This is a genomic window from Streptomyces sp. NPDC051364 (assembly GCF_040682115.1).
Lineage (GTDB): Bacteria > Actinomycetota > Actinomycetes > Streptomycetales > Streptomycetaceae > Streptomyces.
This window is the reverse complement of sequence record NZ_JBFBAH010000004.1, coordinates 378,119-401,557: the sequence shown is the minus strand read 5'-3', so window position 1 is coordinate 401,557 and position 23,439 is coordinate 378,119. Positions and strand designations below refer to the sequence as shown.

The 23,439-nt window shown below is 70.4% G+C and carries 31 protein-coding genes; 14 read left to right on the top strand and 17 right to left on the bottom strand.

Translation table 11 applies throughout. The annotated features are described in order from the left end of the window. Window positions 1–41: 41 nt before the first annotated feature. Window positions 42–1,073: a class II fructose-bisphosphatase gene (gene glpX / locus AB0M76_RS11560; RefSeq protein ID WP_365952653.1), complete on the bottom strand. Its 1,032-nt coding sequence runs from the start codon at window positions 1,071–1,073 to the stop codon at window positions 42–44. A gap of 212 nt (window positions 1,074–1,285) precedes the next feature. Between glpX and AB0M76_RS11555 the strand changes: the two genes are divergently transcribed. Then, on the top strand, window positions 1,286–1,810 hold the full coding sequence (locus AB0M76_RS11555) for a DUF4245 domain-containing protein (RefSeq protein WP_365952772.1): 525 nt from the start codon (window positions 1,286–1,288) through the stop codon (window positions 1,808–1,810). A gap of 103 nt (window positions 1,811–1,913) precedes the next feature. Here the strand turns inward: AB0M76_RS11555 and AB0M76_RS11550 are convergent, their stop codons facing one another. From AB0M76_RS11550 to AB0M76_RS11535, 4 genes are all read right to left on the bottom strand, one after another. Beyond that, a complete protein-coding gene (locus AB0M76_RS11550) occupies window positions 1,914–2,504 on the bottom strand; it encodes a malonic semialdehyde reductase (protein WP_266664201.1) in 591 nt (196 codons plus the stop codon). Window positions 2,505–2,629: 125 nt separating this feature from the next. Continuing rightward, window positions 2,630–2,875: an exodeoxyribonuclease VII small subunit gene (locus AB0M76_RS11545; protein ID WP_030291008.1), complete on the bottom strand. Its 246-nt coding sequence runs from the start codon at window positions 2,873–2,875 to the stop codon at window positions 2,630–2,632. 55 nt (window positions 2,876–2,930) lie between these two features. Next, entirely contained in the window at window positions 2,931–4,169 is a 1,239-nt protein-coding gene (xseA, locus tag AB0M76_RS11540) for an exodeoxyribonuclease VII large subunit (protein ID WP_365952652.1), read from the bottom strand. An 83-nt stretch (window positions 4,170–4,252) separates the two neighbouring features. Then, window positions 4,253–5,671 carry an APC family permease gene (locus tag AB0M76_RS11535; protein WP_365952651.1) on the bottom strand — a complete coding sequence of 473 codons (1,419 nt, stop codon included), beginning with the start codon at window positions 5,669–5,671 and terminating at the stop codon, window positions 4,253–4,255. A gap of 86 nt (window positions 5,672–5,757) precedes the next feature. On the opposite strand from AB0M76_RS11535, the gene AB0M76_RS11530 reads away from it, so the two are divergent. Both AB0M76_RS11530 and ppgK read left to right on the top strand, forming a co-directional pair. Beyond that, on the top strand, window positions 5,758–6,762 hold the full coding sequence (locus AB0M76_RS11530; protein WP_266664193.1) for a 4-hydroxy-3-methylbut-2-enyl diphosphate reductase: 1,005 nt from the start codon (window positions 5,758–5,760) through the stop codon (window positions 6,760–6,762). A 33-nt stretch (window positions 6,763–6,795) separates the two neighbouring features. Continuing rightward, a complete protein-coding gene (gene ppgK / locus AB0M76_RS11525) occupies window positions 6,796–7,542 on the top strand; it encodes a polyphosphate--glucose phosphotransferase (protein ID WP_365952650.1) in 747 nt (248 codons plus the stop codon). On the opposite strand, the gene AB0M76_RS11520 is transcribed toward ppgK, so the two are convergent. Continuing rightward, complete coding sequence (locus tag AB0M76_RS11520; RefSeq protein ID WP_327364524.1) at window positions 7,539–7,982, bottom strand: DUF6542 domain-containing protein; 444 nt, start codon at window positions 7,980–7,982, stop codon at window positions 7,539–7,541. The two genes, ppgK and AB0M76_RS11520, sit on opposite strands and share 4 nt — an antisense overlap. Window positions 7,983–8,204: 222 nt before the next feature. Between AB0M76_RS11520 and ychF the strand changes: the two genes are divergently transcribed. After that, window positions 8,205–9,293: a redox-regulated ATPase YchF gene (gene ychF / locus AB0M76_RS11515; RefSeq protein WP_365952649.1), complete on the top strand. Its 1,089-nt coding sequence runs from the start codon at window positions 8,205–8,207 to the stop codon at window positions 9,291–9,293. Between the two features lie 84 nt (window positions 9,294–9,377). On the opposite strand, the gene AB0M76_RS11510 is transcribed toward ychF, so the two are convergent. Both AB0M76_RS11510 and AB0M76_RS11505 read right to left on the bottom strand, forming a co-directional pair. Then, window positions 9,378–9,641: a type II toxin-antitoxin system RelE/ParE family toxin gene (locus tag AB0M76_RS11510; protein ID WP_030207783.1), complete on the bottom strand. Its 264-nt coding sequence runs from the start codon at window positions 9,639–9,641 to the stop codon at window positions 9,378–9,380. Further along, window positions 9,634–9,903 carry a type II toxin-antitoxin system Phd/YefM family antitoxin gene (locus AB0M76_RS11505; RefSeq protein WP_365952648.1) on the bottom strand — a complete coding sequence of 90 codons (270 nt, stop codon included), beginning with the start codon at window positions 9,901–9,903 and terminating at the stop codon, window positions 9,634–9,636. Before AB0M76_RS11505 ends, AB0M76_RS11510 begins: the two co-directional genes overlap by 8 nt. 103 nt (window positions 9,904–10,006) lie before the next feature. Between AB0M76_RS11505 and AB0M76_RS11500 the strand changes: the two genes are divergently transcribed. The 3 genes from AB0M76_RS11500 to AB0M76_RS11490 all read left to right on the top strand — a co-directional run bounded on the left by AB0M76_RS11500 (window position 10,007) and on the right by AB0M76_RS11490 (window position 11,224). Beyond that, the gene (locus tag AB0M76_RS11500) at window positions 10,007–10,207 is read left to right on the top strand and encodes a hypothetical protein (protein WP_365952647.1); all 201 of its coding nucleotides are present in this window, start codon (window positions 10,007–10,009) and stop codon (window positions 10,205–10,207) included. 192 nt (window positions 10,208–10,399) lie between these two features. Then, on the top strand, window positions 10,400–10,651 hold the full coding sequence (locus AB0M76_RS11495; RefSeq protein ID WP_365952646.1) for a hypothetical protein: 252 nt from the start codon (window positions 10,400–10,402) through the stop codon (window positions 10,649–10,651). Between the two features lie 6 nt (window positions 10,652–10,657). Next, entirely contained in the window at window positions 10,658–11,224 is a 567-nt protein-coding gene (locus tag AB0M76_RS11490) for a hypothetical protein (protein WP_365952645.1), read from the top strand. Between the two features lie 102 nt (window positions 11,225–11,326). Here AB0M76_RS11490 and AB0M76_RS11485 read toward each other — a convergent pair whose 3' ends face one another. From AB0M76_RS11485 to AB0M76_RS11475, 3 genes are read right to left on the bottom strand one after another with little or no spacing between them, the layout of a single operon-like run. After that, complete coding sequence (locus AB0M76_RS11485; protein ID WP_365952644.1) at window positions 11,327–11,599, bottom strand: hypothetical protein; 273 nt, start codon at window positions 11,597–11,599, stop codon at window positions 11,327–11,329. Between the two features lie 5 nt (window positions 11,600–11,604). Then, window positions 11,605–12,408, bottom strand: a complete 804-nt coding sequence (locus AB0M76_RS11480) for a hypothetical protein (protein WP_365952643.1) — start codon at window positions 12,406–12,408, stop codon at window positions 11,605–11,607. Next, window positions 12,320–12,541, bottom strand: a complete 222-nt coding sequence (locus tag AB0M76_RS11475; RefSeq protein WP_365952642.1) for a CPCC family cysteine-rich protein — start codon at window positions 12,539–12,541, stop codon at window positions 12,320–12,322. Before AB0M76_RS11475 ends, AB0M76_RS11480 begins: the two co-directional genes overlap by 89 nt. Window positions 12,542–13,003: 462 nt before the next feature. Between AB0M76_RS11475 and AB0M76_RS11470 the strand changes: the two genes are divergently transcribed. Together AB0M76_RS11470 and AB0M76_RS11465 are read left to right on the top strand one after the other, a co-directional pair. Next, window positions 13,004–13,285, top strand: a complete 282-nt coding sequence (locus tag AB0M76_RS11470) for a type II toxin-antitoxin system prevent-host-death family antitoxin (RefSeq protein ID WP_099889684.1) — start codon at window positions 13,004–13,006, stop codon at window positions 13,283–13,285. Further along, window positions 13,282–13,536, top strand: coding sequence for a Txe/YoeB family addiction module toxin (locus tag AB0M76_RS11465; RefSeq protein ID WP_365952641.1), 255 nt, complete (start codon window positions 13,282–13,284; stop codon window positions 13,534–13,536). The genes AB0M76_RS11470 and AB0M76_RS11465 overlap by 4 nt, the downstream gene beginning before the upstream one ends. Window positions 13,537–13,742: 206 nt before the next feature. On the opposite strand, the gene AB0M76_RS11460 is transcribed toward AB0M76_RS11465, so the two are convergent. Continuing rightward, on the bottom strand, window positions 13,743–14,324 hold the full coding sequence (locus AB0M76_RS11460; RefSeq protein WP_365952640.1) for a Uma2 family endonuclease: 582 nt from the start codon (window positions 14,322–14,324) through the stop codon (window positions 13,743–13,745). 101 nt (window positions 14,325–14,425) lie between these two features. Next, window positions 14,426–14,680 carry a type II toxin-antitoxin system RelE/ParE family toxin gene (locus tag AB0M76_RS11455; protein WP_365952639.1) on the bottom strand — a complete coding sequence of 85 codons (255 nt, stop codon included), beginning with the start codon at window positions 14,678–14,680 and terminating at the stop codon, window positions 14,426–14,428. 61 nt (window positions 14,681–14,741) lie between these two features. Here AB0M76_RS11455 and AB0M76_RS11450 point away from each other — a divergent pair, with 61 nt between their 5' ends. From AB0M76_RS11450 to AB0M76_RS11440, 3 genes are read left to right on the top strand one after another with little or no spacing between them, the layout of a single operon-like run. Continuing rightward, a complete protein-coding gene (locus AB0M76_RS11450) occupies window positions 14,742–16,820 on the top strand; it encodes a M36 family metallopeptidase (RefSeq protein WP_365952638.1) in 2,079 nt (692 codons plus the stop codon). After that, a complete protein-coding gene (locus AB0M76_RS11445) occupies window positions 16,817–17,488 on the top strand; it encodes a hypothetical protein (protein ID WP_365952637.1) in 672 nt (223 codons plus the stop codon). The genes AB0M76_RS11450 and AB0M76_RS11445 overlap by 4 nt, the downstream gene beginning before the upstream one ends. Beyond that, window positions 17,481–17,885, top strand: coding sequence for a hypothetical protein (locus tag AB0M76_RS11440; protein ID WP_365952636.1), 405 nt, complete (start codon window positions 17,481–17,483; stop codon window positions 17,883–17,885). Before AB0M76_RS11445 ends, AB0M76_RS11440 begins: the two co-directional genes overlap by 8 nt. Before the next feature lie 65 nt (window positions 17,886–17,950). On the opposite strand, the gene AB0M76_RS11435 is transcribed toward AB0M76_RS11440, so the two are convergent. The 3 genes from AB0M76_RS11435 to AB0M76_RS11425 form a co-directional block, all read right to left on the bottom strand. Beyond that, window positions 17,951–18,133, bottom strand: a complete 183-nt coding sequence (locus AB0M76_RS11435) for a hypothetical protein (protein ID WP_365952635.1) — start codon at window positions 18,131–18,133, stop codon at window positions 17,951–17,953. A 108-nt stretch (window positions 18,134–18,241) separates the two neighbouring features. Next, window positions 18,242–18,934 (bottom strand): zf-HC2 domain-containing protein, encoded by a 693-nt coding sequence (locus AB0M76_RS11430; protein ID WP_365952634.1) that lies wholly within the window; start codon window positions 18,932–18,934, stop codon window positions 18,242–18,244. Continuing rightward, window positions 18,931–19,500 carry a sigma-70 family RNA polymerase sigma factor gene (locus tag AB0M76_RS11425; protein WP_133896993.1) on the bottom strand — a complete coding sequence of 190 codons (570 nt, stop codon included), beginning with the start codon at window positions 19,498–19,500 and terminating at the stop codon, window positions 18,931–18,933. The genes AB0M76_RS11430 and AB0M76_RS11425 overlap by 4 nt, the downstream gene beginning before the upstream one ends. 140 nt (window positions 19,501–19,640) lie before the next feature. On the opposite strand from AB0M76_RS11425, the gene AB0M76_RS11420 reads away from it, so the two are divergent. Then, window positions 19,641–20,081, top strand: a complete 441-nt coding sequence (locus AB0M76_RS11420; RefSeq protein WP_365952633.1) for a copper-binding protein — start codon at window positions 19,641–19,643, stop codon at window positions 20,079–20,081. A gap of 90 nt (window positions 20,082–20,171) precedes the next feature. Beyond that, complete coding sequence (locus tag AB0M76_RS11415; protein WP_365952632.1) at window positions 20,172–22,343, top strand: DEAD/DEAH box helicase; 2,172 nt, start codon at window positions 20,172–20,174, stop codon at window positions 22,341–22,343. A 32-nt stretch (window positions 22,344–22,375) separates the two neighbouring features. Here the strand turns inward: AB0M76_RS11415 and AB0M76_RS11410 are convergent, their stop codons facing one another. Further along, the gene (locus tag AB0M76_RS11410) at window positions 22,376–23,386 is read right to left on the bottom strand and encodes an SMP-30/gluconolactonase/LRE family protein (protein WP_365952631.1); all 1,011 of its coding nucleotides are present in this window, start codon (window positions 23,384–23,386) and stop codon (window positions 22,376–22,378) included. Window positions 23,387–23,439 lie beyond the last annotated feature (53 nt).

The following is a 23,439-nucleotide window of genomic DNA, read 5'->3' as shown; positions in this document are numbered from 1 at the left end:
GCCCCTCTCGCTGTGCCGGCCGCCGGCCGGCCTGTCCGGTCCTACTTCGCGCGGTCGAAGTCGACCGCGCTGTACGCGCGCAGCTTCGACAGGCGGTGGGTCGAGTCGATCTGCCGGATCGTGCCCGACTTCGAGCGCATGACCAGCGAGGACGTGGTCGCGGTCTCCGAGCGGTAGTGGACGCCGCGCAGCAGCTCGCCGTCCGTGATGCCGGTGGCGACGAAGAAGACGTTGTCGCCGGACACCAGGTCGTCGGTGTGCAGTACCCGGTCCAGGTCGTGGCCCGCGTCGATGGCCTTCTGGCGCTCGGCCTCGTCCTTCGGCCACAGCTTGCCCTGGATCGTGCCGCCGAGGCACTTGATGGCGCAGGCCGAGATGATGCCCTCGGGGGTGCCGCCGATGCCCAGGAGCAGGTCCACGCCGGTGCCCTCGCGCACCGCCATGACCGAGCCCGCGACGTCGCCGTCCGAGATGAACTTGATCCGGGCGCCGGTCTCGCGGATCTCCTTGACGATGCCCTCGTGGCGGGGGCGGTCCAGGATGATCACCGTGACGTCCTCGACGGCCATGTTCTTGGCCTTGGCGACGCGGCGGATGTTCACCGAGACGGGTGCGTTGATGTCGACGAAGTCGGCGGCCTCGGGGCCGGTGACCAGCTTCTCCATGTAGAAGACCGCGGACGGGTCGAACATGGTGCCGCGGTCGGCGGCGGCGAGCACGGCGATGGCGTTCGGCATGCCCTTGGCGTTCAGGGTGGTGCCGTCGATCGGGTCGACGGCGATGTCGACCTCGGCACCGGTGCCGTCGCCGACCCGCTCGCCGTTGAACAGCATCGGGGCTTCGTCCTTCTCGCCCTCGCCGATGACGACGACGCCGTTCATCGAGACGGTGGAGATCAGGGTCCGCATCGCGTTGACCGCGGCGCCGTCGGCGCCGAGCTTGTCGCCGCGTCCGACCCACCGGCCGGCGGCCATCGCGGCGGCCTCGGTCACCCGGACCAGTTCCAGGGCGAGGTTGCGGTCGGGGGCCTCCGGAGAGACTTCGAGCTGGGGCGGCAGGTTGTGCTCGGTCATCGGAGCGCACCTTTCTGTACGGCGACGGCCGGGAAGTGAGGGTGCTGGAACTCTATCGGTACGTCGACAAATTGAGCAGACCGGGTCACGTATGAGCGGGATATCGGTCAGGCGATTGGCCTGAGCGGACATCTTGCGAACGGGGGCGGGCGGCGCGGCCACCCCGGCGGAGATCGCTCCCGGCCATGGGGGACGATGGTGGCGTGGCAGGTATGAAGGGCAAGCAGACGGTCTGGGACATGGTCCGGTCGCTGGCGGTGATCGGTGTCGTCGTCGCGGTGATCTACATCTTCGTCCCACATGACGAAAAGGCCGATCCGACACACGTGGTCGACTACCGGGTGGAGACGATCACCGCCCGGCGCGCGGCGCCGTACCCGGTGGCGGCGCCCGCAGGGCTGCCGGCGGAGTGGCGGGCGACTTCGGTGACGTTCGACCGCAGGGCCGCGAACGCCTGGCACCTGGGCTTCCTGGACCCGCAGGGGCAGTACGTCGCGATCGAGCAGTCCAGCGACGCCTCGGCCAAGCGAGTGGCCGCCCTCACCCGGCAGGCGAAGGCCACCGGGCAGACGCAGCAGGTGGGCGACCTGGCCTGGGAGCGCTGGGAGGGCGAGAAGTACGACGCGCTCGTCCGCCAGGAGCAGGGCCACGTCACGGTGGTGGCCGGAACGGCCTCCTTCGAGGGCCTCGGCACGATGGCGGCGGCGCTGGAGTTCAAGCAGGGCGCCGCCCAGTAGTCCGCCGTACGGCCGACAGCCCGCTGTGCGGGCGCCGACATGCGGAAAAGGCCGCTCCTCCGGAATCCCGGGGGAGCGGCCTTCTGCGTACCTGTGTGCGGACTCAGACGGTGGTGATGACCTCGTCGAAGCTCAGGCGCGGGCCGCGCGGGTGCCACGCGTCCTCGCCCGGCTTGCCGATGTTGACGACCATCAGGGGGGTGTGGTCGCCGTCCAGGAACTCCTTCTGGACACCGGCGAAGTCCAGGCCGCCCATCGGGCCCGCGGCGAGGCCGGCGGCGCGGATGCCGACGATGAAGTACGCGGCCTGCAGGGCGGCGTTCATCACGGCGGCCTGCTCGCGGACCGGGCGCTCGCTGAAGAAGGCGTCCTTGGCCTGCGGGAAGTGCGGGAGCAGCTGCGGCAGCTCCTCGTGGAACTCGTTGTCCGCGGAGAGGATCGCGACGAGCGGCGCGGCGGCGGTCTTCGCCTGGTTGCCCTCCATCATCAGGTTCACCAGGCGCTCGCGGGCCTCGGGGGAGCGGACCAGCGTGATGCGCAGCGGCGTCGAGTTGAAGGCGGTGGGGCCGTACTTGACCAGGTCGTAGATCGCCTGGACCTGCTCCTCGGTCACCGGCTCGTCGGAGAACGAGTTGGCGGTGCGGGCCTCGCGGAACAGCAGGTCCTGAGCGGCGGAGTCAAGAACGAGAGACATCGGAAAGCCTTCTTCCATACGGAGGTGAAGCGATGTCCCGACTTTAAGCCAAAAGTTGTAGAACTTTCAACTAAATCGGTGTCGAGGTGACTCGGATCACGTTTGACCTCGCGTTCGGCCCGACCTCAGGCGTCCCGCTCGTCACTCCCGCCACCCCCGTCGGCCCCCGCTTCGCGGGCTGCCAGTGCCGAGTCGAGCCGGGCGCGGGCCCCTTCCAGCCAGTGCCGGCAGACCTTCGCGAGCTCTTCGCCGCGCTCCCAGAGTGCGAGGGAGTCCTCCAGGGAGGTGCCGCCGGCCTCCAGCTTGCGGACGACCTCGATGAGCTCGTCCCGGGCCTGCTCGTACCCCAACGAGGTATCGGTTTCAGTCATTCCCGTCCCACCTTATGTGTGCAGTACATCGAATATCCGGTGCGGGGCGCGCGGCTCACTCGCCGGGCTGCCCGGCGTCCGGTGCGACCTGTACGACCCGTACGGAGAACTCGCCCTCCGCCACCCGCGCGCGCAGCACCTCGTCCGCCGAGACGTCCTCCGGCGAGCGCACCACGTGCCCGTCCGCCCGCTGCAGTACGGCGTACCCGCGCTCCAGCGTCGCCGCCGGGGACAGCGCCACCACCCGGGCCAGGGTGTGCGCGAGCTCCGAATCCGCCCGGTCCAGCAGGTGCCCGAGGGTGCGCCGGGTGCGGCCCAGCAGGGCCTCCAGCTCGGCCTCGCGGGTCTCCACCATCCGCTGCGGATGGACGAAGACCGGCCGGGCGAGCGCTTGAGCGAGGCCCCGCTCCTCCCGGTCGAGCAGCCCGCGCACCGCCCGGAGCCCCCGGCCCTGCAGCTGGCGTACCCGCTCCAGCTCCTCGCCGACGTCCGGGACCACCTTTTTCGCGGCGTCCGTGGGCGTGGAGGCCCGCAGGTCCGCGACCAGGTCCAGGAGCGGGGAGTCCGGCTCGTGCCCGATCGCCGAGACCACCGGCGTACGGGCCGCCGCGACCGTCCGTACGACCTCCTCGTCGGAGAACGGCAGCAGGTCCTCCACGCTGCCGCCGCCGCGCGCCACGATGATGACGTCGACCTCGTCCAGGGCGTCGAGCTCCTTGACCGCACGGATCACCTGCGGCACCGCGTTCACCCCTTGGACGGCGACGTTCCGCACCTCGAAGCGGACCGCCGGCCAGCGCCGCCGGGCGTTCTCCAGTACGTCGCGCTCGGCCGCCGAGGCCCGCCCGACCACCAGCCCGATCAGCTGCGGCAGGAAGGGCAGCGGCTTCTTGCGGTCCAGCGCGAACAGGCCCTCGGATGCGAGCGACCGCTTGAGCTTCTCCAGCCGGGCGAGCAGCTCGCCGATCCCGACGGGCCGTATCTCGGTGGCCCGCAGCGACAGCTGCCCGCGCGGGGCGTACCACTCCGGCTTGGCCAGGACGACGACCCGCGCGCCCTCCGTCACCGCGTCCGCGACCTCGTCGAAGACCTGGCGGTAGCAGGTCACGCTGAGCGAGATGTCGTGCGAGGGGTCGCGCAGCGTCAGGAAGACCACCCCCGCCCCCGGCCGCCGCGAGAGCTGCGTGATCTGCCCTTCCACCCACACCTGGCCGAGCCTGTCGATCCAGCCCCCGATGAGCCGGGACACCTGGCCGACCGGCAGCGGCGCGTCAGCCGACGTATTCAGACCCATGCACGAAGGCTAGCCGCCCGGGCTGACAGCGTCTCAGGGACCGGTGATGATGTCGTGTCCCGGGTCCGGCGGGGTGTCGTGTCTCAGCGTCCGGTGTCGGCGTCCGGCCGCCGTCCGCGCTGGGCGAAGAGCACCCCCAGGCCCACCAGCAGCCACACCGCCCCCACCACCTGCGCCGTCCAGGACGCCTCGACGATCACCGTCACGGTCACCGCCGCGCCGAGCACCGGGATCACCAGGTGCTTCCACCAGTTCGGGGTCCCCGCCCCGCGCCGCACCACGAACCAGCCGACCACCGAGGCGTGCAGCAGCGTGAACGCCACCAGCGCGCCGACGTCCACCACCGAGACCAGCTGGTCGAGCCCGTCGTCGCGGCGGGCCGCCCACACCGCCGCGATCAGCGTGATCGTCGCCGCCACCAGCAGGGCCGGCCGCGGAGTCCCGTCCGAGATCCGCGCGAGCGCCCCCGGCAGCCGCCGCTCCCGGGCCATCGCGAACACCAGCCGGCCCGCCGCCGCCTGCCCGGCCAGTGCCGCGAACGCCGCCCCGATCGCCTTGCTGACCGCGACCAGGTCGTGCAGCCAGGGGCCGACCGAGGAGTCCACCGCGTTGTAGAAGGCCGGCCCTTGCTGCGCCGGCTCGGCCGCCAGCTCCGCCGAGGGCACCGGCATCAGCAGCGCCGCCAGGTAGCTCTGCCCGATGAACAGCACCCCGGCCAGCGCCAGGCAGAACAGCACCGCGTGCGCCACCTTCTCCGAGCCGCCCGCCCGTCGCCCGCCACCCCCCTTCCAAGGGGCTTCGCGCCCCTCCTCACTCACCTCCTCCGCGAAGGAGACGATCGCGTCGAAGCCGAGGTAGGAGAGGACCGCCACCGACACCGCGCCCAGGACGGCCGTCAGGGAGAAGGCCGGAGTGCCGTCCCCGGTCAGCGGCGAGAGCCAGCCGCGCTGCGCCCCGTCCCGGACCAGCACCGTCACCGCGGCCACTACGAACACCAGCAGCACCGCGATCTCCATGGCCAGCACGGCGAAGCCCACGCGCGCGGCCGCCCGTACGCCCCACAGGTTCAGCGCGGTGGTCACCAGCACGGCCAGCGCCGTCCACACCCACCGGGAGACCTCCGGGACCAGCGCGTTCATCGCGATCCCGGAGAAGAGGTACGCGACCGCCGGGATCAGCAGGTAGTCGAGCATCGCCATCCAGCCGGCGATCAGCCCGGGCCCCTCGCCGAGTCCCTTGCGTGCGTACGTGAACACCGAGCCGGCCTGCGGGGCCACCCGGACCATCTGCGCGTACGAGAACGCCGTGAAGGCCATCGCGATCGTCGCGAAGACGTAGACGAGGGCGACGGCGCCGTGCGATTTCGCGTCCAGGGTGCCGAACACCCCGACCGGGGCCATGGGGGCGATGAAGAGGAGCCCGTACACGACCAGGTCCCGGAATCCGAGGCTCCGCCGGAGGGCCGGCTTCGGGGCCGTACCGGGCTCCGTAACGGACGCCATCGTTCCTCCGAGGGGCGGTCGGTTCTCACGTTCGACCCAGTCTGTGCCGAATGGGCGACGCCGGGCCTCCTGGAGACCCCCGTACGATGGACCGCATGACTGCTGCCGCACCTGCTCCCGCTTCCCGACGCGTCCTGCTCGCCGCCCCGCGCGGCTACTGCGCGGGCGTGGACCGAGCCGTGATCGCCGTCGAGAAGGCCCTCGAGCAGTACGGTGCGCCGGTCTACGTCCGGCACGAGATCGTGCACAACAAGTACGTCGTCCAGACGCTGGAGAAGAAGGGCGCCATCTTCGTCGAGCGGACGGAAGAGGTGCCCGAGGGCTCCATCGTGATGTTCTCCGCGCACGGCGTGGCGCCGGTGGTGCACGAGGAGGCGGCGGCCGGCAAGCTCGCGACGATCGACGCGACCTGCCCGCTGGTCACCAAGGTGCACAAGGAAGCCATCCGGTACGCGAACGAGGACTTCGACATCCTCCTCATCGGCCACGAAGGCCACGAAGAGGTCATCGGGACCTCCGGCGAGGCCCCGGACCACATCACGATCGTGGACGGCCCGGACGACGTGGACAAGGTCGTCGTGCGCGACGAGTCGAAGGTCGTCTGGCTCTCGCAGACCACCCTCTCGGTCGACGAGACCATGGAGACGGTCGACGCGCTGAAGACCAAGTTCCCGCTGCTGGTCTCGCCGCCGAGCGACGACATCTGCTACGCCACCTCGAACCGCCAGGCCGCGGTCAAGGTGATGGGCGCCGACTCCGACCTCGTCATCGTCGTCGGCTCCAAGAACTCCTCGAACTCGATCCGGCTGGTCGAGGTCGCCCTCGACGCGGGCGCTCGCGCCGCGTACCTCGTCGACTTCGCGAGCGAGATCGACGAGGCCTGGCTGGAGGGCGTCACCACGGTCGGCCTGACCTCGGGCGCCTCGGTGCCGGAGGTGCTGGTCGAGGAGGTCCTGGAGTGGCTGGCCGCGCGCGGCTTCGAGGACGTGGAGATCGTCAAGACCGCCGAGGAGTCGATCGTCTTCTCGCTGCCGAAGGAGCTGCGCCGCGACCTGCGCGCGGAAGCGGCCGCGCTGGTCGCCGAGAAGTAGGCCCCTGCCCGCGAAGTTCCCTACGGTGTTTCCATGCAGATCTTCGGCGTGGACATCGGTGGTTCCGGGATCAAGGGCGCTCCCGCGGACCTGGACCGTGGCGAGCTGGCGCAGGAGCGCCACAAGGTACTGACACCGCAGCCGGCCACCCCCGACGGGGTGGCCGGCTGTGTCGTCGAGGTGGTGCGCCACTTCGACTGGGACGGCCCGGTGGGGGTGACGTTCCCGGGCGTCGTCACGGGGGGCGTCACCCGTACGGCGGCCAACATGGACAGCGCGTGGATCGGCGTCGACACGGCGACCCTGCTGTCGCAGCGGCTCGGTGGCCAGCCCGTCACCGTCCTCAACGACGCGGACGCCGCCGGGATCGCGGAGATGACGTACGGCGCGGGCCGGGGCCGCGACGGCACGGTGATCATGCTGACGCTGGGCACCGGCATCGGCAGCGCGCTGTTCACGGACGGGCGGCTGGTTCCGAACTCGGAGCTCGGCCACCTGGAGCTGAAGGGCCACGACGCGGAGAAGCGGGCGTCGGTCAAGGCCAAGGAGGACGGGGAGCTCACCTGGGAGCGCTGGGCGCACCGGGTGCAGAGGTATCTGGAGCACGTGGAGATGCTCTTCTCCCCGGACCTGTTCATCATCGGCGGCGGCGTCAGCCGCAAGCCGGAGAAGTTCCTTCCGCTGATCCAGGACGTCCGGGCCGAGATCGTCCCGGCCAGGCTCCAGAACAACGCGGGCATCGTGGGGGCGGCGATGGCGGCGAGGGGATCGAGCAGTTAGGCGGTCCGGCGGGGGAGCCTGCGCCGGGAGATGAGCACGGCCTTCCGTACGACGACGATCAGCGCGGAGATCAGCGTCCCCCCGTACAGCCAGCCGGCGTGCAGCGACAGGGCGGACACGATGCCCATGAGCTCTGCGCCGAAGCCGCCCGAGCCGCCGGAGATGGGCCAGACCCCGACGGCGAAGGCGATCGGCGCGGAGATCGGCGCGGTGATCAGGTCGGCGGGGCGCACCCAGAGGGCGGTGGCGGCCGCGACGGGCAGGAAGAGCAGTCCGTACGCGAGCAGCGAGCCGCCGAAGAGCAGCCAGGCGATCCCGGCGACCAGGGTCATCGCGACGCACGCGAACAGCCCGCCGCCGAGCCCGGTCAGCCGGGCCCGCGGCAGCCGCCGGGCGGGCGCGGGCTGCGGGCGGCCGCCCTGGGCGGGCACCCCGCCGATGGGCGGGGCGGCCGGGCGCCGCGGCTGCTGTCGCTCCGGCTGCTGTCGCTGCGGGTGATCCGCCGAACGCGTCCTGTGTTGCTCCACCCCACCAAGCTAGGCGGGCCGAGCGCGGTATCGGGGTGGGGACACGCGTACAACGACTGCCACTCATCGGAAAGTAAACTGTCCGGTGGCCCACTCCCGGGCCGCCGCCCCCTCCAGCTACGGGAAGTCGCCAACGTGTCGCTCACGATCGGAATCGTCGGCCTGCCGAATGTCGGCAAGTCGACCCTGTTCAACGCCCTGACCAAGAACGACGTGCTGGCGGCCAACTACCCGTTCGCCACCATCGAGCCGAACGTCGGCGTCGTCGGCGTCCCGGACGCGCGCCTGGCCGTCCTCGCCGGGATCTTCGGCTCGCAGCGCATCCTCCCGGCGACGGTCGACTTCGTCGACATCGCGGGCATCGTCCGCGGCGCCTCGGAGGGCGAGGGCCTGGGCAACAAGTTCCTCGCGAACATCCGTGAGTCGGACGCGATCTGCCAGGTCATCCGTGCCTTCAAGGACGAGAACGTCGTGCACGTCGACGGCAAGGTCTCGCCGAAGGACGACATCGAGACGATCAACACCGAGCTGATCCTCGCCGACCTCCAGTCCATCGAGAAGGCCGAGCCCCGCCTGACGAAGGAGTCCCGCCTCCAGAAGGAGAAGGTCGCGGTCCTCGCGGCCGTCGTCGAGGCCAAGAAGATCCTCGAGGCCGGCGACACCCTGTTCTCCAAGGGCATCACCAAGGGCACGGAGCAGGGCGACCTCCTCCACGAGCTGCACCTGCTGACCACGAAGCCGTTCCTCTACGTCTTCAACGTGGACGAGGACGAGCTGGTGGACGACGCCTTCAAGGCGGAGCAGAGCGCGCTGGTCGCCCCGGCGGAGGCGATCTTCCTGAACGCCAAGCTGGAGCAGGACCTTGCCGAGCTGGACGACGAGGAGGCCCTCGAGCTCCTCCAGTCGGTAGGCCAGGACGAGCCCGGCCTGGCCACCCTCGGCCGCGTCGGCTTCGCCACCCTGGGCCTCCAGACCTACCTGACGGCCGGCCCGAAGGAAACCCGCGCCTGGACCATCCCGCAGGGCGCCACGGCCCCCGAGGCGGCCGGCGTGATCCACACCGACTTCCAGCGCGGCTTCATCAAGGCCGAGGTCATCTCCTTCGCGGACCTGGTCGCCTGCGGCTCGGTCGCCGAGGCCCGCGCCAAGGGCAAGGCCCGCATGGAAGGCAAGGACTACGTCATGCAGGACGGCGACGTGGTCGAGTTCCGCTTCAACGTCTGATTGGATGTGTGCAAACGGCCTGACCTGTGAGAAAGCAGGTCAGGCCGTTGTGCTGTCCGCAGCAGTCCGCAGAACCTGGAGTGGCTACGTGTCGTAGACCGTGGAGCGGTGTCCGACGTGTACGACCCACACCACCAGCTCCCCGTTGTCGATCGTGTAGACGACACGGTAGTCGCCGACCCGTAGGCGGCGGCGCTCAGGCTGGGATACGAGTGCGGTGGTGTTGAAGCCGAAGGGGTCGCTCTCCAGCTCTGTCAGTTTGGCCAGGATACGAAGCGCCATGTCACGCGGGATCTTGCGCAGCTCGGCCTGGGCCTCGGGCCGGAACACCGTGCGGTAGTCACTCACCGCGTGCCAGCGTCTCCCTCATCACGTCCTCGATCGGGACGCCGGCGGCCGGGCTCGCCATGCGCTCGTCGATGATGCGGTTGATCTCGCGCTCTTCCCACTTCTGGTACTTGCGCAGCACCTCGATCGAGACCACGGCGGCGACCTGCTTGCCGCGACGGGTGATGACAGTGGGCACGTCGTCGCGGTCGGCCCGTTCGACGACCTCGGCCAAGTGAGCGCGTACGTCGCGGATGGACTCTATGGGCAGCGGCTGAGTCATGCCTCAAGGGTACCGAGTGTGCCATGTGTACACAACAGCTTCGGGCCACGGTCGGCGCCGGGGGTGGGGCTCAACATGCAGGCCGCCTCCGTCGTGATCATCTGTGAGTCTCAGATCAAACCGACCATCGAAACGCCGCAGCGCGGTCGCCGAGTCGACGCCGGACGCGGCCGACGTTTCGGACACGGCGATGGCCCGCCAGATGGCCAAGGCGATGATCGCGGCGGACATCGACCCCACCACCTGGGACACTTCAAAGGGACTCGGCCCCAACGACGCCAAAGTCCAGAAGGTGTACGCCTGACCCCTCCAATGGGAAGGTCTGATCGATGCCAGATCTGCCGGCACATGAAAGGGGTCAATTCAGGAGACCCCAAGCGCATCTCCGACGGGAACCAGGATCTCCTCGCGCGGGAGCAGAAGGCCATCCTGCCCGCCCTGCTACTCGGAGATCTACCACCACGACGGACTCATCGGCTTCTTCTTCTCCACCGAGTTGGACCAGATGACGCGCTCGCCGATGCCGGGGAGCGAAAGCTTCAAGGACTACAGCTGGGGCTTCGTCGGTTGTCCGTTCAGCCAGGTCACCAACACCGACGACCGCCGGGACTGGATCTCGGACGACATGCTGCCTGCCTATCAACGTCTTCTCCGCGACAATCCGGCGGAAGCGAAGCGGCTCATCGCCCTGCCGTTGAACGAGCGCGCCAAGGAGTTCCGGCGCATCACGCTCAACGGCGAGGGCTGATCCAGGATGCCGTACCGCGCCCGGCCCCTCGTCATCACCTTCGCGGCCGTCTCGGCCGCACTGCTTCTTCTTGGGTACCTGTACATGGCCCGGGAGGAGCCCAGTTCCGTGAAATGGGACCTGAGTCACAGCCATACCAAATCGGACGTCAACTGGTCCGGCAAGAGCCGGAGTTCCTGGGAAATCTCCTCGGCCGAGTACGACATCACGTTCTCCGGCGGAATTCACCTCACCGGAAGGCGCATGCTCCGGCTCGACGCGGACCCGGACAGCGGCACTGTCAACTCGGTGCACATCATTTATCCGAAGATGAGCACCGATGACGCCTACCGGGCCGCGAAGGAGCTGGCCAAGGAGGTGTCGATGGACACCGTGAACGTGGACCGCTGGTACAAGCAGCGGACCGGCGGCCGCGAGGCCGGGCGCGAGGCCGTGATGTCCACCAGCGGCATGTCTCCCGCGAAGCACACGCCGGGAACGCCATACATCGACGCATCCCTGCTGTACTCCTTCGACGATGAGAAGCCGACGTTCATCGACCTCTCCTTCTACTGGCCGAAGACGGAGAAGTGAGGCTCTGAGGCAACGTCATCCCGTCCAGGGCAGCCGCCTCGCCCCTTTTGTTGTCCGCGAGGGTCCTCAGCCGCGTACGCCGGCCGTCGATCTCCGGATGGGTCAGGTGACCCGGATCTCCAGGACGTAGTCCCCGTTTCCGCCGAGGATGAGGCTGCCCGACCGATAGGTCATGCCTGGGGGCAGTGCACACTGCAGTTGCAGCGCGTCCATCGGGTGCTGAATACGGCAGGGGCTGCCGGAGCTGATGCCGGGCTTCTCACGCGTGAGGACATCGGCCCTCCCGGAATGGAGGTGCAGGACCGCGCCGTTGGAGCCCGACGCGTCGTAGACCTGCGCGAATATGCCGCTCGCGCCGTCGCCGGTCAGCCACATCACCTTCAGCGCGGCAGGGGATCCCGGCAGCCGGGGATCTCCGAGGGCAGCAGCGGCTTGCTCAACAGGCCGTCGGCGTTGATCGCCACCACATCGCCGAGACGTCCCGGCACGCGCTCAGGCACCTCAGGGGACACATATGCCGCGCCGGACGCGTCGACCGCGTTGTCCCAGCCGAGCAGGAGCGGCTCGCCATCCGGAGACGTCGCGGTGGTGCGGTAGAGCTGTCTGAGTGTGCCGTCCTTGAGCGCCCACAAGACATCGTGATCCGCGATCAGAATGGTTCCGTCGGGCCTGACCCCGAACGGGCTCGGCGTAGCGCTGAAGTGGAATCCGGCGGCGGGTGCCGACACCGGAACGGGCGTCCCCGTCGTGCGGGCGGACCCGGAAGCGCCGGCCAGGACCGACACGCTGCCGTCCGGCTCCAGCTTCTTCACCTGTCCTTCGATGCCGAGCACAAGAGAGCCGTCGGCCAGCGCCACGACGCCGGAGGCGGCGCCCTCCTTCTCACCAGCGAATTCGACCGTCGACACCGTCCGGTCGCGCTTCATCCGGACCAGCTTCTGTCCAAGTACGTAGACGCTGCCGTCCTGGCCGGTCGTCATACCGCCCGGGAAACCGTTGAAGCCGTAGAACGCCACCGTCCTGAGACTCGCGTCCCGGCCTTCGTCGGAGAAGTCCAGCAGCGCGGCGGCCTGGCCTTTGGCGGGCGCGGTCCAACTACTGTCGTCGCCCCCGGTCGTGCAGGAGACGGCAGTGCCGCAGAGGACTGCCGTCACCACACCTGTCAGCACCTTGCGCAGCGTCATTCGGAAGTGCCTTTCCGGGGAGCAGCAGAGGGCGGTCCCCCCCCCAGAAGCAGACAGGACAGATCGAGTAGGAGCCGGGAATCTCGTCGAGCCCGCGATGCCCGCAGCAAGGACACGGGTATCGGCTGCTCATCTGTGCAGTCTTGCCGATGTGCCGGACGGCGGGCCATGGATTTCAGCGGCACCGGCCGCCGACGCGAGAGGGAAGATGCCTGCGTGCTGGCCGCCGTCCCGTCCTGCGCAGCCCCGGCCGAGGGACGCATGGCGCAGTCCGCAGGACACCCGTAAGCGTCCGTCGGAAGCCAACGCACGCCAACGGGAAAATACCTGGTCAGGGGCCTGGGCTGGGTTCCACCGCAGGCCAGGATCGGGGCTCAGGCATTCCGCTTCAACGTGTGAGCGTGTGAATTAGCGCCACGTTGCCCACCAGGCAAACCTGCAGGTCAGAAGGGCCACCTCCTCGGAGGTGGGCCCTTGGCTTTTTCCCGTGCTGGGATGGTGCTGGGATAGCTGACTATCCATCAGTCGCCCTCCCTCCTGAACAGCGCCGAGAGTGGTACGTTATTAGGTACCACTTGAGGGAAGAGGTCAGGTCATGTCCATAACCGCGAGCGAAGCCCGCAAAGAACTCTTTCCGCTGATCAAAAAGGTCAACGAGAACCACGAGGCCATCGAGATCGTCTCGAAGCACGGCAACGCCGTGCTCGTCTCGGCCGAGGACTATGCGGCGCTGCGTGAGGGCTCGTACCTGCTGCGCTCGCCGGCGAACGCACGTCGGCTGCTCAAGGCGTACGAGAACGCCCTGGCCCACGTCAATGTGTCGGAGCGGGAGCTGATCGATCCGGACTCGGCGGACGCTGGTGCGGGTGCCGCGTGAGGCTTGCCTTTGAGGATCAGGGCTGGGAGGACTACACGTCCTGGCTCAAGAACGACCGCAAGATGCTCGCCCGGATCAACAAGCTCATCGAGGACGTCAGGCGTGACCCCTTTGCGGGCATCGGTAAGCCAGAGCCGCTGAAGTATCACCTGCCTGGGGCGTGGTCGCGGCGGATCGATGACGAGCACCGCCTCGTCTACCTGGTGACGGACATGGAGATCGTCATCCTCGCTGCCCGGTACCACTACTGATCGCCGGTGCTGGGATGGTGCTGGGATAAGCCCCTCCAAAACGGCGTTTCCGCAGGTCGCAGCTCTGCACTCGACGTTCCGCTTCAACGTGTAATCGGCTCGTTACTGCATGTGAGACAGTTTCGTCAAATGTGCAGGCCAGAAGGGGTCGGGCTCTGGCGAGTCCGACCCCTTCTGCATTCCCGTGCTGACTTGGTGCTGACTTTTCAGCTGCTTCGGGGCGGCGTGAGCTTGTCGAGGTCCAGGCTGACCTCGAAAGGCACCGGGCGCTGGAGGGTGCCCCGGAAGATCCCGGCGGGCGCGTATGCGCCAGTGGGTTCGTCGAGCTCGTAGACGTGGACGACGGGTGCCCCGTCCTCGTCCTCGATGCACCAGTAGTGCGGGATGCCGGCCTCTGCGTACTTGCGGAGTTTTACTGTGCGATCGCGATGGGCGGACTCCGGGGAGACGACCTCGATGACGAGCTGGACGTCCTCCGGTGCGAACCAGGTACGGTCGCCGTCGAAATCGGCCGTCGTCACCAGCAGGTCCGGTTCGGGACGGTTGCGCGGGTCGAGCTTGATGGTCATCTCGCGGCCGACTCTGGTGTCGGCGGGCACCTGCTCCATGAGTGCGACGGTGAGCGTGGTGACGAGGTGGCCGTGCCACCACCTCTGGGGCGACATCATGAAGACGAGGGCTCCATCGATCAGCTCGGTGTGGCGGGGTGCCTCGGGGAGGCGGTCGAGGTCCTCCGCGAACCAGCCTTCCGCGCGCGGCGGGCGCATCCAGTCGGGCAGTCCGGTCATGGCTTCACGGTAGCCGCCCGCAGCTCAGGCTGGAGAGCCAACGATCCCGGCCGGAGGTTTTTCGGCAACTTGCCGCACCATCCCTGGGTCATCGCTGCCGATCAGGTCTCGTAAACCGTGGACCGATGCCCCACGTGAACGACCCAGACCACCAGTTCCCCGTTGTCGATCGTGTATACGACCCGGTAATCGCTGACTCGCAGACGGCGACCCTCGGGCTGGGGGCCCCGTTCTTGTTTCGGGGTGCCCGCAGCGCCTTCCGGTGTCGGGCTTGTGTGCGCTTGCCGCAAATGGGGGCGGAGGTGGGAGCGGGCGGAGAGCCTCGTTGACCGGTGGATCTTGGTGAGTAGGGTCACGGAGCGCGCGCGGTCTCGACAGCAGACCCGGGGGAGCGTCGGCGCTTGGGAGGGTCAGGCCGTGACCAGATGGCGATTCCGCACGAGGCTGTGGACCGCAGTGACCACCACGGGCCTGCTCCTGGCTCTGGCGCCGGGCCTGGCCGCCGCCGCGCCGCGGGGTGTCGACGACCCCGCCGATCCGACCGTACGGCGCGACCCCGCGACCGGGCACGCCCGGATGATCTTCAACTCCGGCGGTTATCTGACGACCCCCTCCAAGCGGGCTCCCGAGCACGTCGCACTTGCCTACGTGCGTGACCATCGGGGGGAGTTCGGGCTCACCGCCGAGCAGGCCGCGCAGCTCGTCGTCGTCTCCACGTACCCCACCAAGCACAACGGGGCGCAGCAGGTGACGATCGGTCAGAGCATCGACGGCATGCGCGTACACGGCGGGCTTCTCACCGCCACCGTCGACAAGCGCGGCCGCCTCGTCATCCTCGGCGGCGCCGTCGTGACCGCCGAGCCGGCCGGCAGCGTAGAGCTGACGGCGAAGCAGGCCCTCGACCACGCGGCCGAGGCCCAGGGCGCCAGGGCGCAGCACGAGCTGACGGGCACGGACAACCGCGACAAGGGCAAGCAGAAGTTCAAGAACGTCTACGCCAAGAGGCTCACGAAGCCCAACGACGTGACCGCCGAGCTGGTGTGGTTCCCCACCGACTCCGGCCGCGAGCTGCGCCCGGCCTGGCTCACCGACATCGAGGTCTCGGGTACGTCCTGGTACCAGACGGTGGTCGACGCCGCCGACGGCCGGCTGCTGAGCCGCGAGAGCCGGTACCACCACGCCGGCCCCGAAGGGACCGTCTTCACGGCGCAGCACCCGGACGCCGCCGGCGCCGCCCGTACGGTCACGCCCTTCACCGGGCGCGACGGCTCCTGGGTGGCGGACCGGCTGACCCAGGGCAACAACGCCAACGCGTACCGGGACGAGGACGGCGACAACACGGTGCCGGACACCGGGAACGACGCGCTGCGCCCGCAGTCCCCGGCCAGTGGCGACCCCGCCTTCCGGCACTTCAACTACACGTTCAGCGACACCTGGCGCACCAACGCCACCGCGACGCAGGCCAACCTCGACGCGGACGTGAACCCCGTCGTCACGCAGCTCTTCTACTACACCAACGTGATGCACGACTACCTCTACAACCTGGGGTTCGACGAGGCGTCGCGGAACTTCCAGGTCGACAACTTCGGTCGCGGCGGCTCGGGCAACGACCCGGTGCTGGCCGAGGCGCAGGACGGCTGGGACTTCGGCTGCCTGGACAGCAGCACGCCGCCGAACGCGATCCGGTGCACGAACAACGCCAACTTCGGCACCCCCGGGGACGGCGCCAGCCCGCGCATGCAGATGTACATGTGGCAGCCGCCGGGCCGGCCGTGGCGTGACGGTTCGCTCGACGGCGACGTCATCGCGCACGAGTACGGGCACGGCGTGTCCAACCGCCTCGTCGGCGGCGGCAACCTCGGCGGCGGTGCCCAGACCGGCGCCCTCGGGGAGGGCTGGAGCGACACGATCTCCTTCCTCAAGTGGGGCGACGCGACGGTCGGCGAGTACGTCACCGGCAACACCGCCACCGGCATCCGCACGCAGGCGTACGACACGTCCACCGAGAAGTGGGGAACGTTCCGCCCGGCCCGTGGCGTGCACCGCAACGGTGAGATCTGGGCCGCGACGATGTACGACATCCGCGAGGCGAAGGGCGTCGCGTTCACCCAGCAGCTCGTCATCGACGGCATGAAGAACACCGTCACCGCGCCGAGCTACCTCGACGCCCGCGACGGCATCCTGGCCGCCGACATGACCAACAACGCGGGCGCGAACCAGTGCCTGCTGTGGCGGGTCTTCGCCGGCCGCGGCATGGGCACGGGCGCCGCGTCGAGCGCGGACCAGAACACCGTGACGGCCGACGAGACCGTCCCCGCCGCCTGCCTGCCGACCGCGAACGCCGGCGGCCCTTACACGACGGGTGAGGGCACGGACGTCACGCTCAGCGCCGCCGGCTCCGCCAAAGGGACCGCGCCCTCGGCCGGGAACCTCGGCAGACGACGTACAACGGGCAGAAGGCCTTCATCGCCCACGCCGGCACGCCGGTCGCCGTGAAGGGCACGTCGACCGACCCCGGAAGCGACGACCTGACCCTGACGTGGCTGTGGGGGGACGGGGCCTCGGACAACCTGGTCTCGCTGGTGAACCCGCCGGCCACCGACCCGGACCCGAGCCCCTCGATCCAGCCGCGCAACGTGACGGCGACGAAGTCGCACGCGTACCCGGCCGCCTGCCTGTCCACGCTGACCTTCACCGGCCAGGACGACGACGGCGGCAACGCCTTCGACACGGCGGCCGTCATCACCACCGGCAATGCACTGCGGGCGCGCAACCAGGCGTACTGGATGGGCGAGTACGACGGGCGGGCACCGAACCAGTTCATGCCGGCCCAGCGGGCCTGCCTGCTGAGCGTGGCCTCGTTCATGAGCGCGGTCTACGGGCCGCTGACCGAGGCCCAGGCGTACGCGATCCTGAGCTCGGGCTCTCCGCAGCCGAGGCCGCTGGTGTCCCAGCAGCTGCTCGCGGCGTGGCTCAACTTCGCGAACGGGTCATACGACCTGGCCACGCCGGTGGACACCAACGGCGACTGGAAGACGGACTCGACCTTCGGGGCGGCGATGGCCCGCGCCGAGGCGGTCTGCAACAACCCGGCGTCGACGCGGAACCAGCTGCTGTCCCAGGTCGACGTCCTGCTGCGGTTCAACGTGCGTGACGGTGGCTGACCGACGCCTGGTGTGCCTCGCCGCCCTCGCGCTCTTCACCGGGTGCGGGGGCGGCCGGGCGCGTCCGCCGGCGAACGAGTCGCGTGACCCGGGCGGTACGGGCGCCACGGGAGCGGGCGCACCGACACCGGCGCAGGGCCGCGTATTCACCGGGGCCGATGACGGCTTCACGGGGCGGCTCGAGGCCGGTCAGACGGCCCGGCTCCGGCTCCCCCTCCCGGAGGGCGGCCCGGAACCCACGGCTCAGGGCGAGTCGGTCCTGCTGATCCCCATCAGCAACGTCACGGCCACGGGCCACCGCGAATGGGAACTGCGCGCGGTCCGCGCGGGCACCACCCACCTCTCCGTCCCCCGCCCCGCAGCCCCCCCGGCCACGCTGACCTTCGTGGTCCCGTGACCGCAGCCGGTCCGCGGAACGCGCAAGGCGCGCCCGGGGGGAGTCGGGCGCGCCTTGCGGTGCCGCTAGTACAGGGACTCGGAGGAGCCTGACGGGCGGGGGCGGTCTTGGGGCATGTCCATGTCCATGTCCATGTCCTCGGACTTGCGGTCCGGGTTCTTCGCCTGGCTCTTGGCTTCCTGCGTCTTCTGCTTGGCCTGCTCCTTGAGCTTGTTGGCCTTGTCCTGGGGCGGCTGCTTCTTGACCATGCCGGTTTCGCTCCTCGAAGAGGGTGAGGGGACGTCCACTGGGGACGTCCACCACCCTGGCACCGGGTGGTGACTCCCGCATTTCGGAGCGTTACTCTCCGTGACTCATCATGCGAAGTTGGCCTTTGCCAGCACCGTGCCGTCCGGGGTGAGGAGGCTGGCGCCCGCGAGGGTCGTGGGGTTCACATCGGCCGCCGCGACCCAGTAGCCGTAGCCGCCCTGGAGCGAGAACGTGCCGAGGCGGGTCGTCGTGCCGTCCTTGTTGACGAGTACGCAGCTGACCTCCGGCGTCGTCTTCTCCAGGTCCACCGACATGTACACCCAGCCCTGCCGGCCCGGATGGGCGAAGACCCGGCCCACCTCCCCGCCGTCCGCCATCAGCGGCGCCTGCAGCAGCTGCGCGTTCGCTGCGCCCGTCGGGGACGCGGGCCCCGAGGCCTGCTCGATCACCGTGCCCGCCGCCCAGCCGGCGAAGCCGCACGCCACGGCCAGCGCCGCCGCCGCGACCGCGACCCGGGGCCGCAGCAGTCGGCGCCGGGCCGGCGCGGGCTGCGGGGGAGGCTGCTGCGGCGCCGGCTGGAGGGCGGTCGTGACGCGGCTCTCGAAGCCGACCGGGGGCTCCGTACCCGGCAGCAGGCCCAGCAGCCCGTCGCCGACCAGGGACAGCTGCTCGATGTGCACCCGGCAGCCGGGGCACCGGTCCAGGTGGGCGACCGCACGGGCGCGCTCCCGGGCCGGAAGGATGTCCAACGCCAGCTCGGCGTCGAGCTCCCTCAGCTGCTCGCAGGTCATCTCGCTCATCGCCGGCTCTCCTCGGCCCCCAGGGTCCTGCGCAGCTTGTGCATGGCCGTCCGGATCCGCGTCTTGGCCGTCCCCAGCGGGATCCGCTCCATGTCGGCGACCTGCTGCGCGGTCATCCCGTAGATCCCCGCCATCACCAGGGCGCGGGCCTGCTCCCGGGGCAGGGCCGCCACGGCAGTCCGTATCCCGGCCGACGTCTCGGCGGCGAGCGCCTGCTGCTCGGGGGTCTGCGTCACGATGTCGAGGAGGGCGTCCAGGTCCTCGGGGGCGACCGGGTTGGCCCGGCGGGCCCGGACCGCGTCGATCGCCAGATGGTGCGCGATCGCCGTCAGCCAGGTCCGTACCGAACCGCGGCGCGCATCGTAGACCTGGGCGTGCCGCCACGCCCGCTCGAACGTCAGCTGGGCGATGTCCTCGGCGAGCTGCGCATCTCCGACCACGGCGATGGCCACGCCGAACACCGTGCGCTGGAAGCGGCGGACGAACGCGACGGCGATCTCGGGATCACCCGTCGCCAGGCCCGACAGCAGTGCTTCGTCCGGCGCACGCCCGAGCGGGAGGCCCATTCTCTGCACATCAGTGGATACGTTCGGCCTCCCCGAATGGATTGGTTCGGGTTCGCGCGGAAACACCCCTTCATTCTCCTCCTCTCCCGGCCTCCGTTCCCGTCCGCAATCTCCCGGCGGCTGTCAGCCGTATCCCTGCCATGACAAGGACACGCACCACCCGGACCACTCGTGTGGGAACGGGGCTGGCGGCCGGAGCGCTCGCGGGGCTGCTGGCCGCCTGCGGGGGCGGCGGCTACGGAGCCGGAAACGGCCCGGCGGCGCCGCCCGCCCCACCCGCGCCCGCCGCGACGCAGGTCACGGCGGACCTCAGCGACTTCCATATCGCCCTGTCCCAGAAGACGTTCACGGCAGGGGCCTACTCGTTCACCGTCAACAACACCGGCCACCACGACCACGCCCTGGAGGTCGAGGGACCGGGCGGGGAGCAGCGCTCCAAGACCCTGGCACCGGGGGAGAGCGGGAAGTTCGACATCACCCTCAAGGACGGTACGTACGAGCTCTACTGCCCCGTCGACGGGCACAAGGACCTCGGGATGAAGGCGGAGATCACCGTGGGCGGCGCCGTGAACGGCTACTGAGCGTCCCGCCGGCGGCGGTAGGTTGCGTGCAGTCGTTACCCGGCGCAGCCGGGAGCAGTCGGCGGGAGCGGTCGAGGGGAGGGGAGGGGTATGCGGCACAGGGCGGCCGAGGCGATCGACGCGGGCGAGCGGCTGCATGCGGCGGCCGGCGCGCTGCTGGCCGACCACCGGCGGGCCGTCGAAGCCGTACGGGAGGCCTGGGCGCCGATCCACGCGGAGCTGGCCCGCCTCGAGCTGCGACGGATCCCCGTCGACCGGCTGGCCCAGGTCACCGAGGGGCGGCTGCGGGTGGCCGCCATCGAGGCGGCCGGGTTCGACACCGTGCAGCAGGTGCTGGACGCCGGACGCCACCGGCTGCGGCAGATCCCCGGGGTCGGGCAGCAGACCGCCGACCAGGCGCTCGGCGCCGCCCGGCAGCTCGCCGAGGCCGTCGGGGAGACCGTCGCCGTGCACCTCGACGTGGACCGCCCCGAACCCCGGACCACCGCACTCGTGACCGCCCTGCAGCTCCTCGTCGAGGCCGGGCCCGAAGCCCGCCGGGCCGTCGCGGCGGCCCGGCAGCTGGACGCCGGGCTCGGACCGCTGCTCGCCGAAGCCGGGCCCGCCGCAGGCCGGCTGCGGATGTGGTTCGCAGGACGGGAGCGGCGGGAGCGGGCCCTGGCCGCCGTCGGGGAGATCGGCCGGCTGACCGCGGAGGCCGCCGGGAGCGGGGTGCCCGTACTGCTCGGACAGGCCTCGGTCGACCTGCTGCGCGGCCCCGCCGGCGAGGCGGCCGCCTGGGTCGACTTCGAGCTGCGCTCCGCCGAGTACTACGGGCTGCTCACGGAGCTCACCGAGCACGCCGGGAGCGGCCCCGACCCGGCCGCCGCCCAGGGGTTCCTGCCCGAAGCGCTGGCCGAACGGGTCCGCGCCCAGGACCTCGACGCAACGCACCGCCGGGTCTCGCTGCGCGGGTACCAGTCCTTCGGCGCCCGCTTCGCCCTCGCCCAGCGGCGGGTGATCCTCGGCGACGAGATGGGGCTGGGCAAGACGATCCAGGCGCTCGCCGCCCTCGCGCACCTCGCCGCGCAGGGGCAGCGCCACTTCCTCGTGGTCTGCCCGGCCGGCGTTCTGATCAACTGGACCCGCGAGATCGAGGCGCGCAGCACCCTGCGCGCGGTCGCCCTGCACGGCCCCGGCCGGCACGACGCCTTCGCGGACTGGCGGGGGGAGGGCGGGGTGGCCGTGACGACCTTCCAGGCGCTGACCGGATTCCCCGAACTCGCCGCCGAGGAGCTGGGGATGCTCGTCGTGGACGAGGCGCACCACGTCAAGAACCCGCGCGCGCGGCGCTCCCTGGCGGTCGCCGCCTGGGCCGCCCGCTGCACGTACGTCCTCTTCCTCACCGGCACCCCGATGGAGAACCGGGTCTCCGAGTTCCGCAGTCTCGTACGGATCCTGCAGCCCGAGGCGGTCTCCGGGATCGGGGACGTCGACTCGGTCGCCGGGTCCAAGGCGTTCCGCAAAGCGGTGGCGCCCGCGTACCTGCGGCGCAACCAGCGCGACGTACTCGCCGAGCTGCCCGAACTCCAGTGGACCGACGAGTGGGAGGAGCTGAGTGCCGCGGACCGGGACGCCTACCGGGCGGCGGTGCGGGCCGGCAACTTCATGGCGATGCGCCGGGCCGCGTACGCGAAGCCGGAGAAGTCGGCGAAGCTGCAACGGCTGCGCGAGCTGGTGGCGGACGCCGCCGCCAACGGGCTGAAGGTCGTGGTGTTCTCCTCCTTCCGCGAGGTGCTCGGGGCGGTCGAGGAGGCGCTGGGGCGCCGGCCGCATGCAGACAGCGGCCTCCTCTTCGGGCCGATCTCCGGGAGCGTGCCGCCGGCGCGGCGCCAGCGGCTCGTCGACGGGTTCGGCGCGGCGGCCGGGCATGCCGTACTGCTCGCGCAGATCGAGGCGGGCGGCATCGGGATCAACCTGCAGGCGGCGTCCGTGGTGATCCTCTGCGAGCCGCAGGTCAAGCCGACCATGGAGCAGCAGGCGGTGGCCCGCGCCCACCGGATGGGCCAGGTGCGCGCCGTACGGGTGCACCGGCTGCTGGCCACGGACGGGGTGGACCAGCGGATGCTGGAGGTGCTGGAGCGCAAGGCCCGGCTGTTCGACGCGTACGCCCGGCGCAGCGTGGTGGCGGAGTCGGCGCCCGAGGCGGTCGACGTCTCGGACACCTCGCTGGCCCGGCGCATCGTCGAGGAGGAACAGGCGCGGCTCGGCGCCGCCCGCTGACGGCTACCGCGGGGCGCGTCGAGAAGGAGGCGTCAAAGACCGCGGACCGAGGCGATCGTGAAGGACGCCGGCGTACCCGGGCCCATGGGACCGCCCTTGTCGAACTGGGAGCGGACCACGAGCGTGCGGCCCGGGGTGTGGCTCAGCGTGGTCGGGATCTGCAGGGACGGGTCGGTGATCGTCCTGGTCAGCCGGGCCCGGGTGCCGTCGGGGCTCAGGTGCCACCGGGTCAGGGTGTTCGTGGTGTTGTGGGCCACCCGCAGGGTGCCGTCGGGGGCGAGGTCGAGGCCGTCGGCGTGGGTGAGGTCGCCGCCCTGGAGGGCGACGCGGGATATCGCGCCGGTGCGCAGGTCGATGCGGTGGAGGTCGCCCGCGGTCATGTCCACGGTCAGCAGGAAGCGTCCCGCCGGGTCCGAGACGATGCCGTTGAGGGCGAAGCTGCCCGCCGGGGACGGGGTCAGGTGCCCGCTCAGGTCGTACGCGGGGAGCAGCGCGCCCGAGCCGGCCGCCAGCTGGGCCGGGGTCACGCGGTAGATCACCGAGCGGACGCTGTCCGTCAGGTAGGCGGTGCCGTCCGGGGTGATGGCCAGGTCGTTGACGAAGAGCCCGCCGCTCCCGGCGACCTCGAAGTGGGCCACGCGCCTGCGGGACGCGGTGTCGTAGACGGAGACCCCGGAGGTGGAGTCGGTCACCCACAGGCGGCCGCGGGCGTCGACGCGCAGGCCGTTCGCCGTGTGGCGGCCGTCGGTGCCGGCGGGCAGGAACACCTCGGCGGTGCGCTGTCCGGGGCGGGCCCGGTAGACGGTGCCGTCCGCGTACGAGCCGACGTAGACGGTGTGGTTGCGGGGGTCGGTGGCTATGCCTTCGGGGTAGACCTTCTCGCCGGGGAGGGTGAAGGCCGTCGAGATCCGGTTGTCGTGGGCCGGGGCGGAGGCCGGGGCGGGGGCCGAGGCGGCCGGGGCAGCCTGCGCGGCCGGGATCGCGCCCAGGGTGAGCGCCGTGGTCAGGGTCAGGAACGTGGCGGGCAGGAGCTTCTTCAGCACAGCGAGTGTCCTCTTCCGAGTAGGTGAACACGAAGATAGGTTAGAGCTCTAAT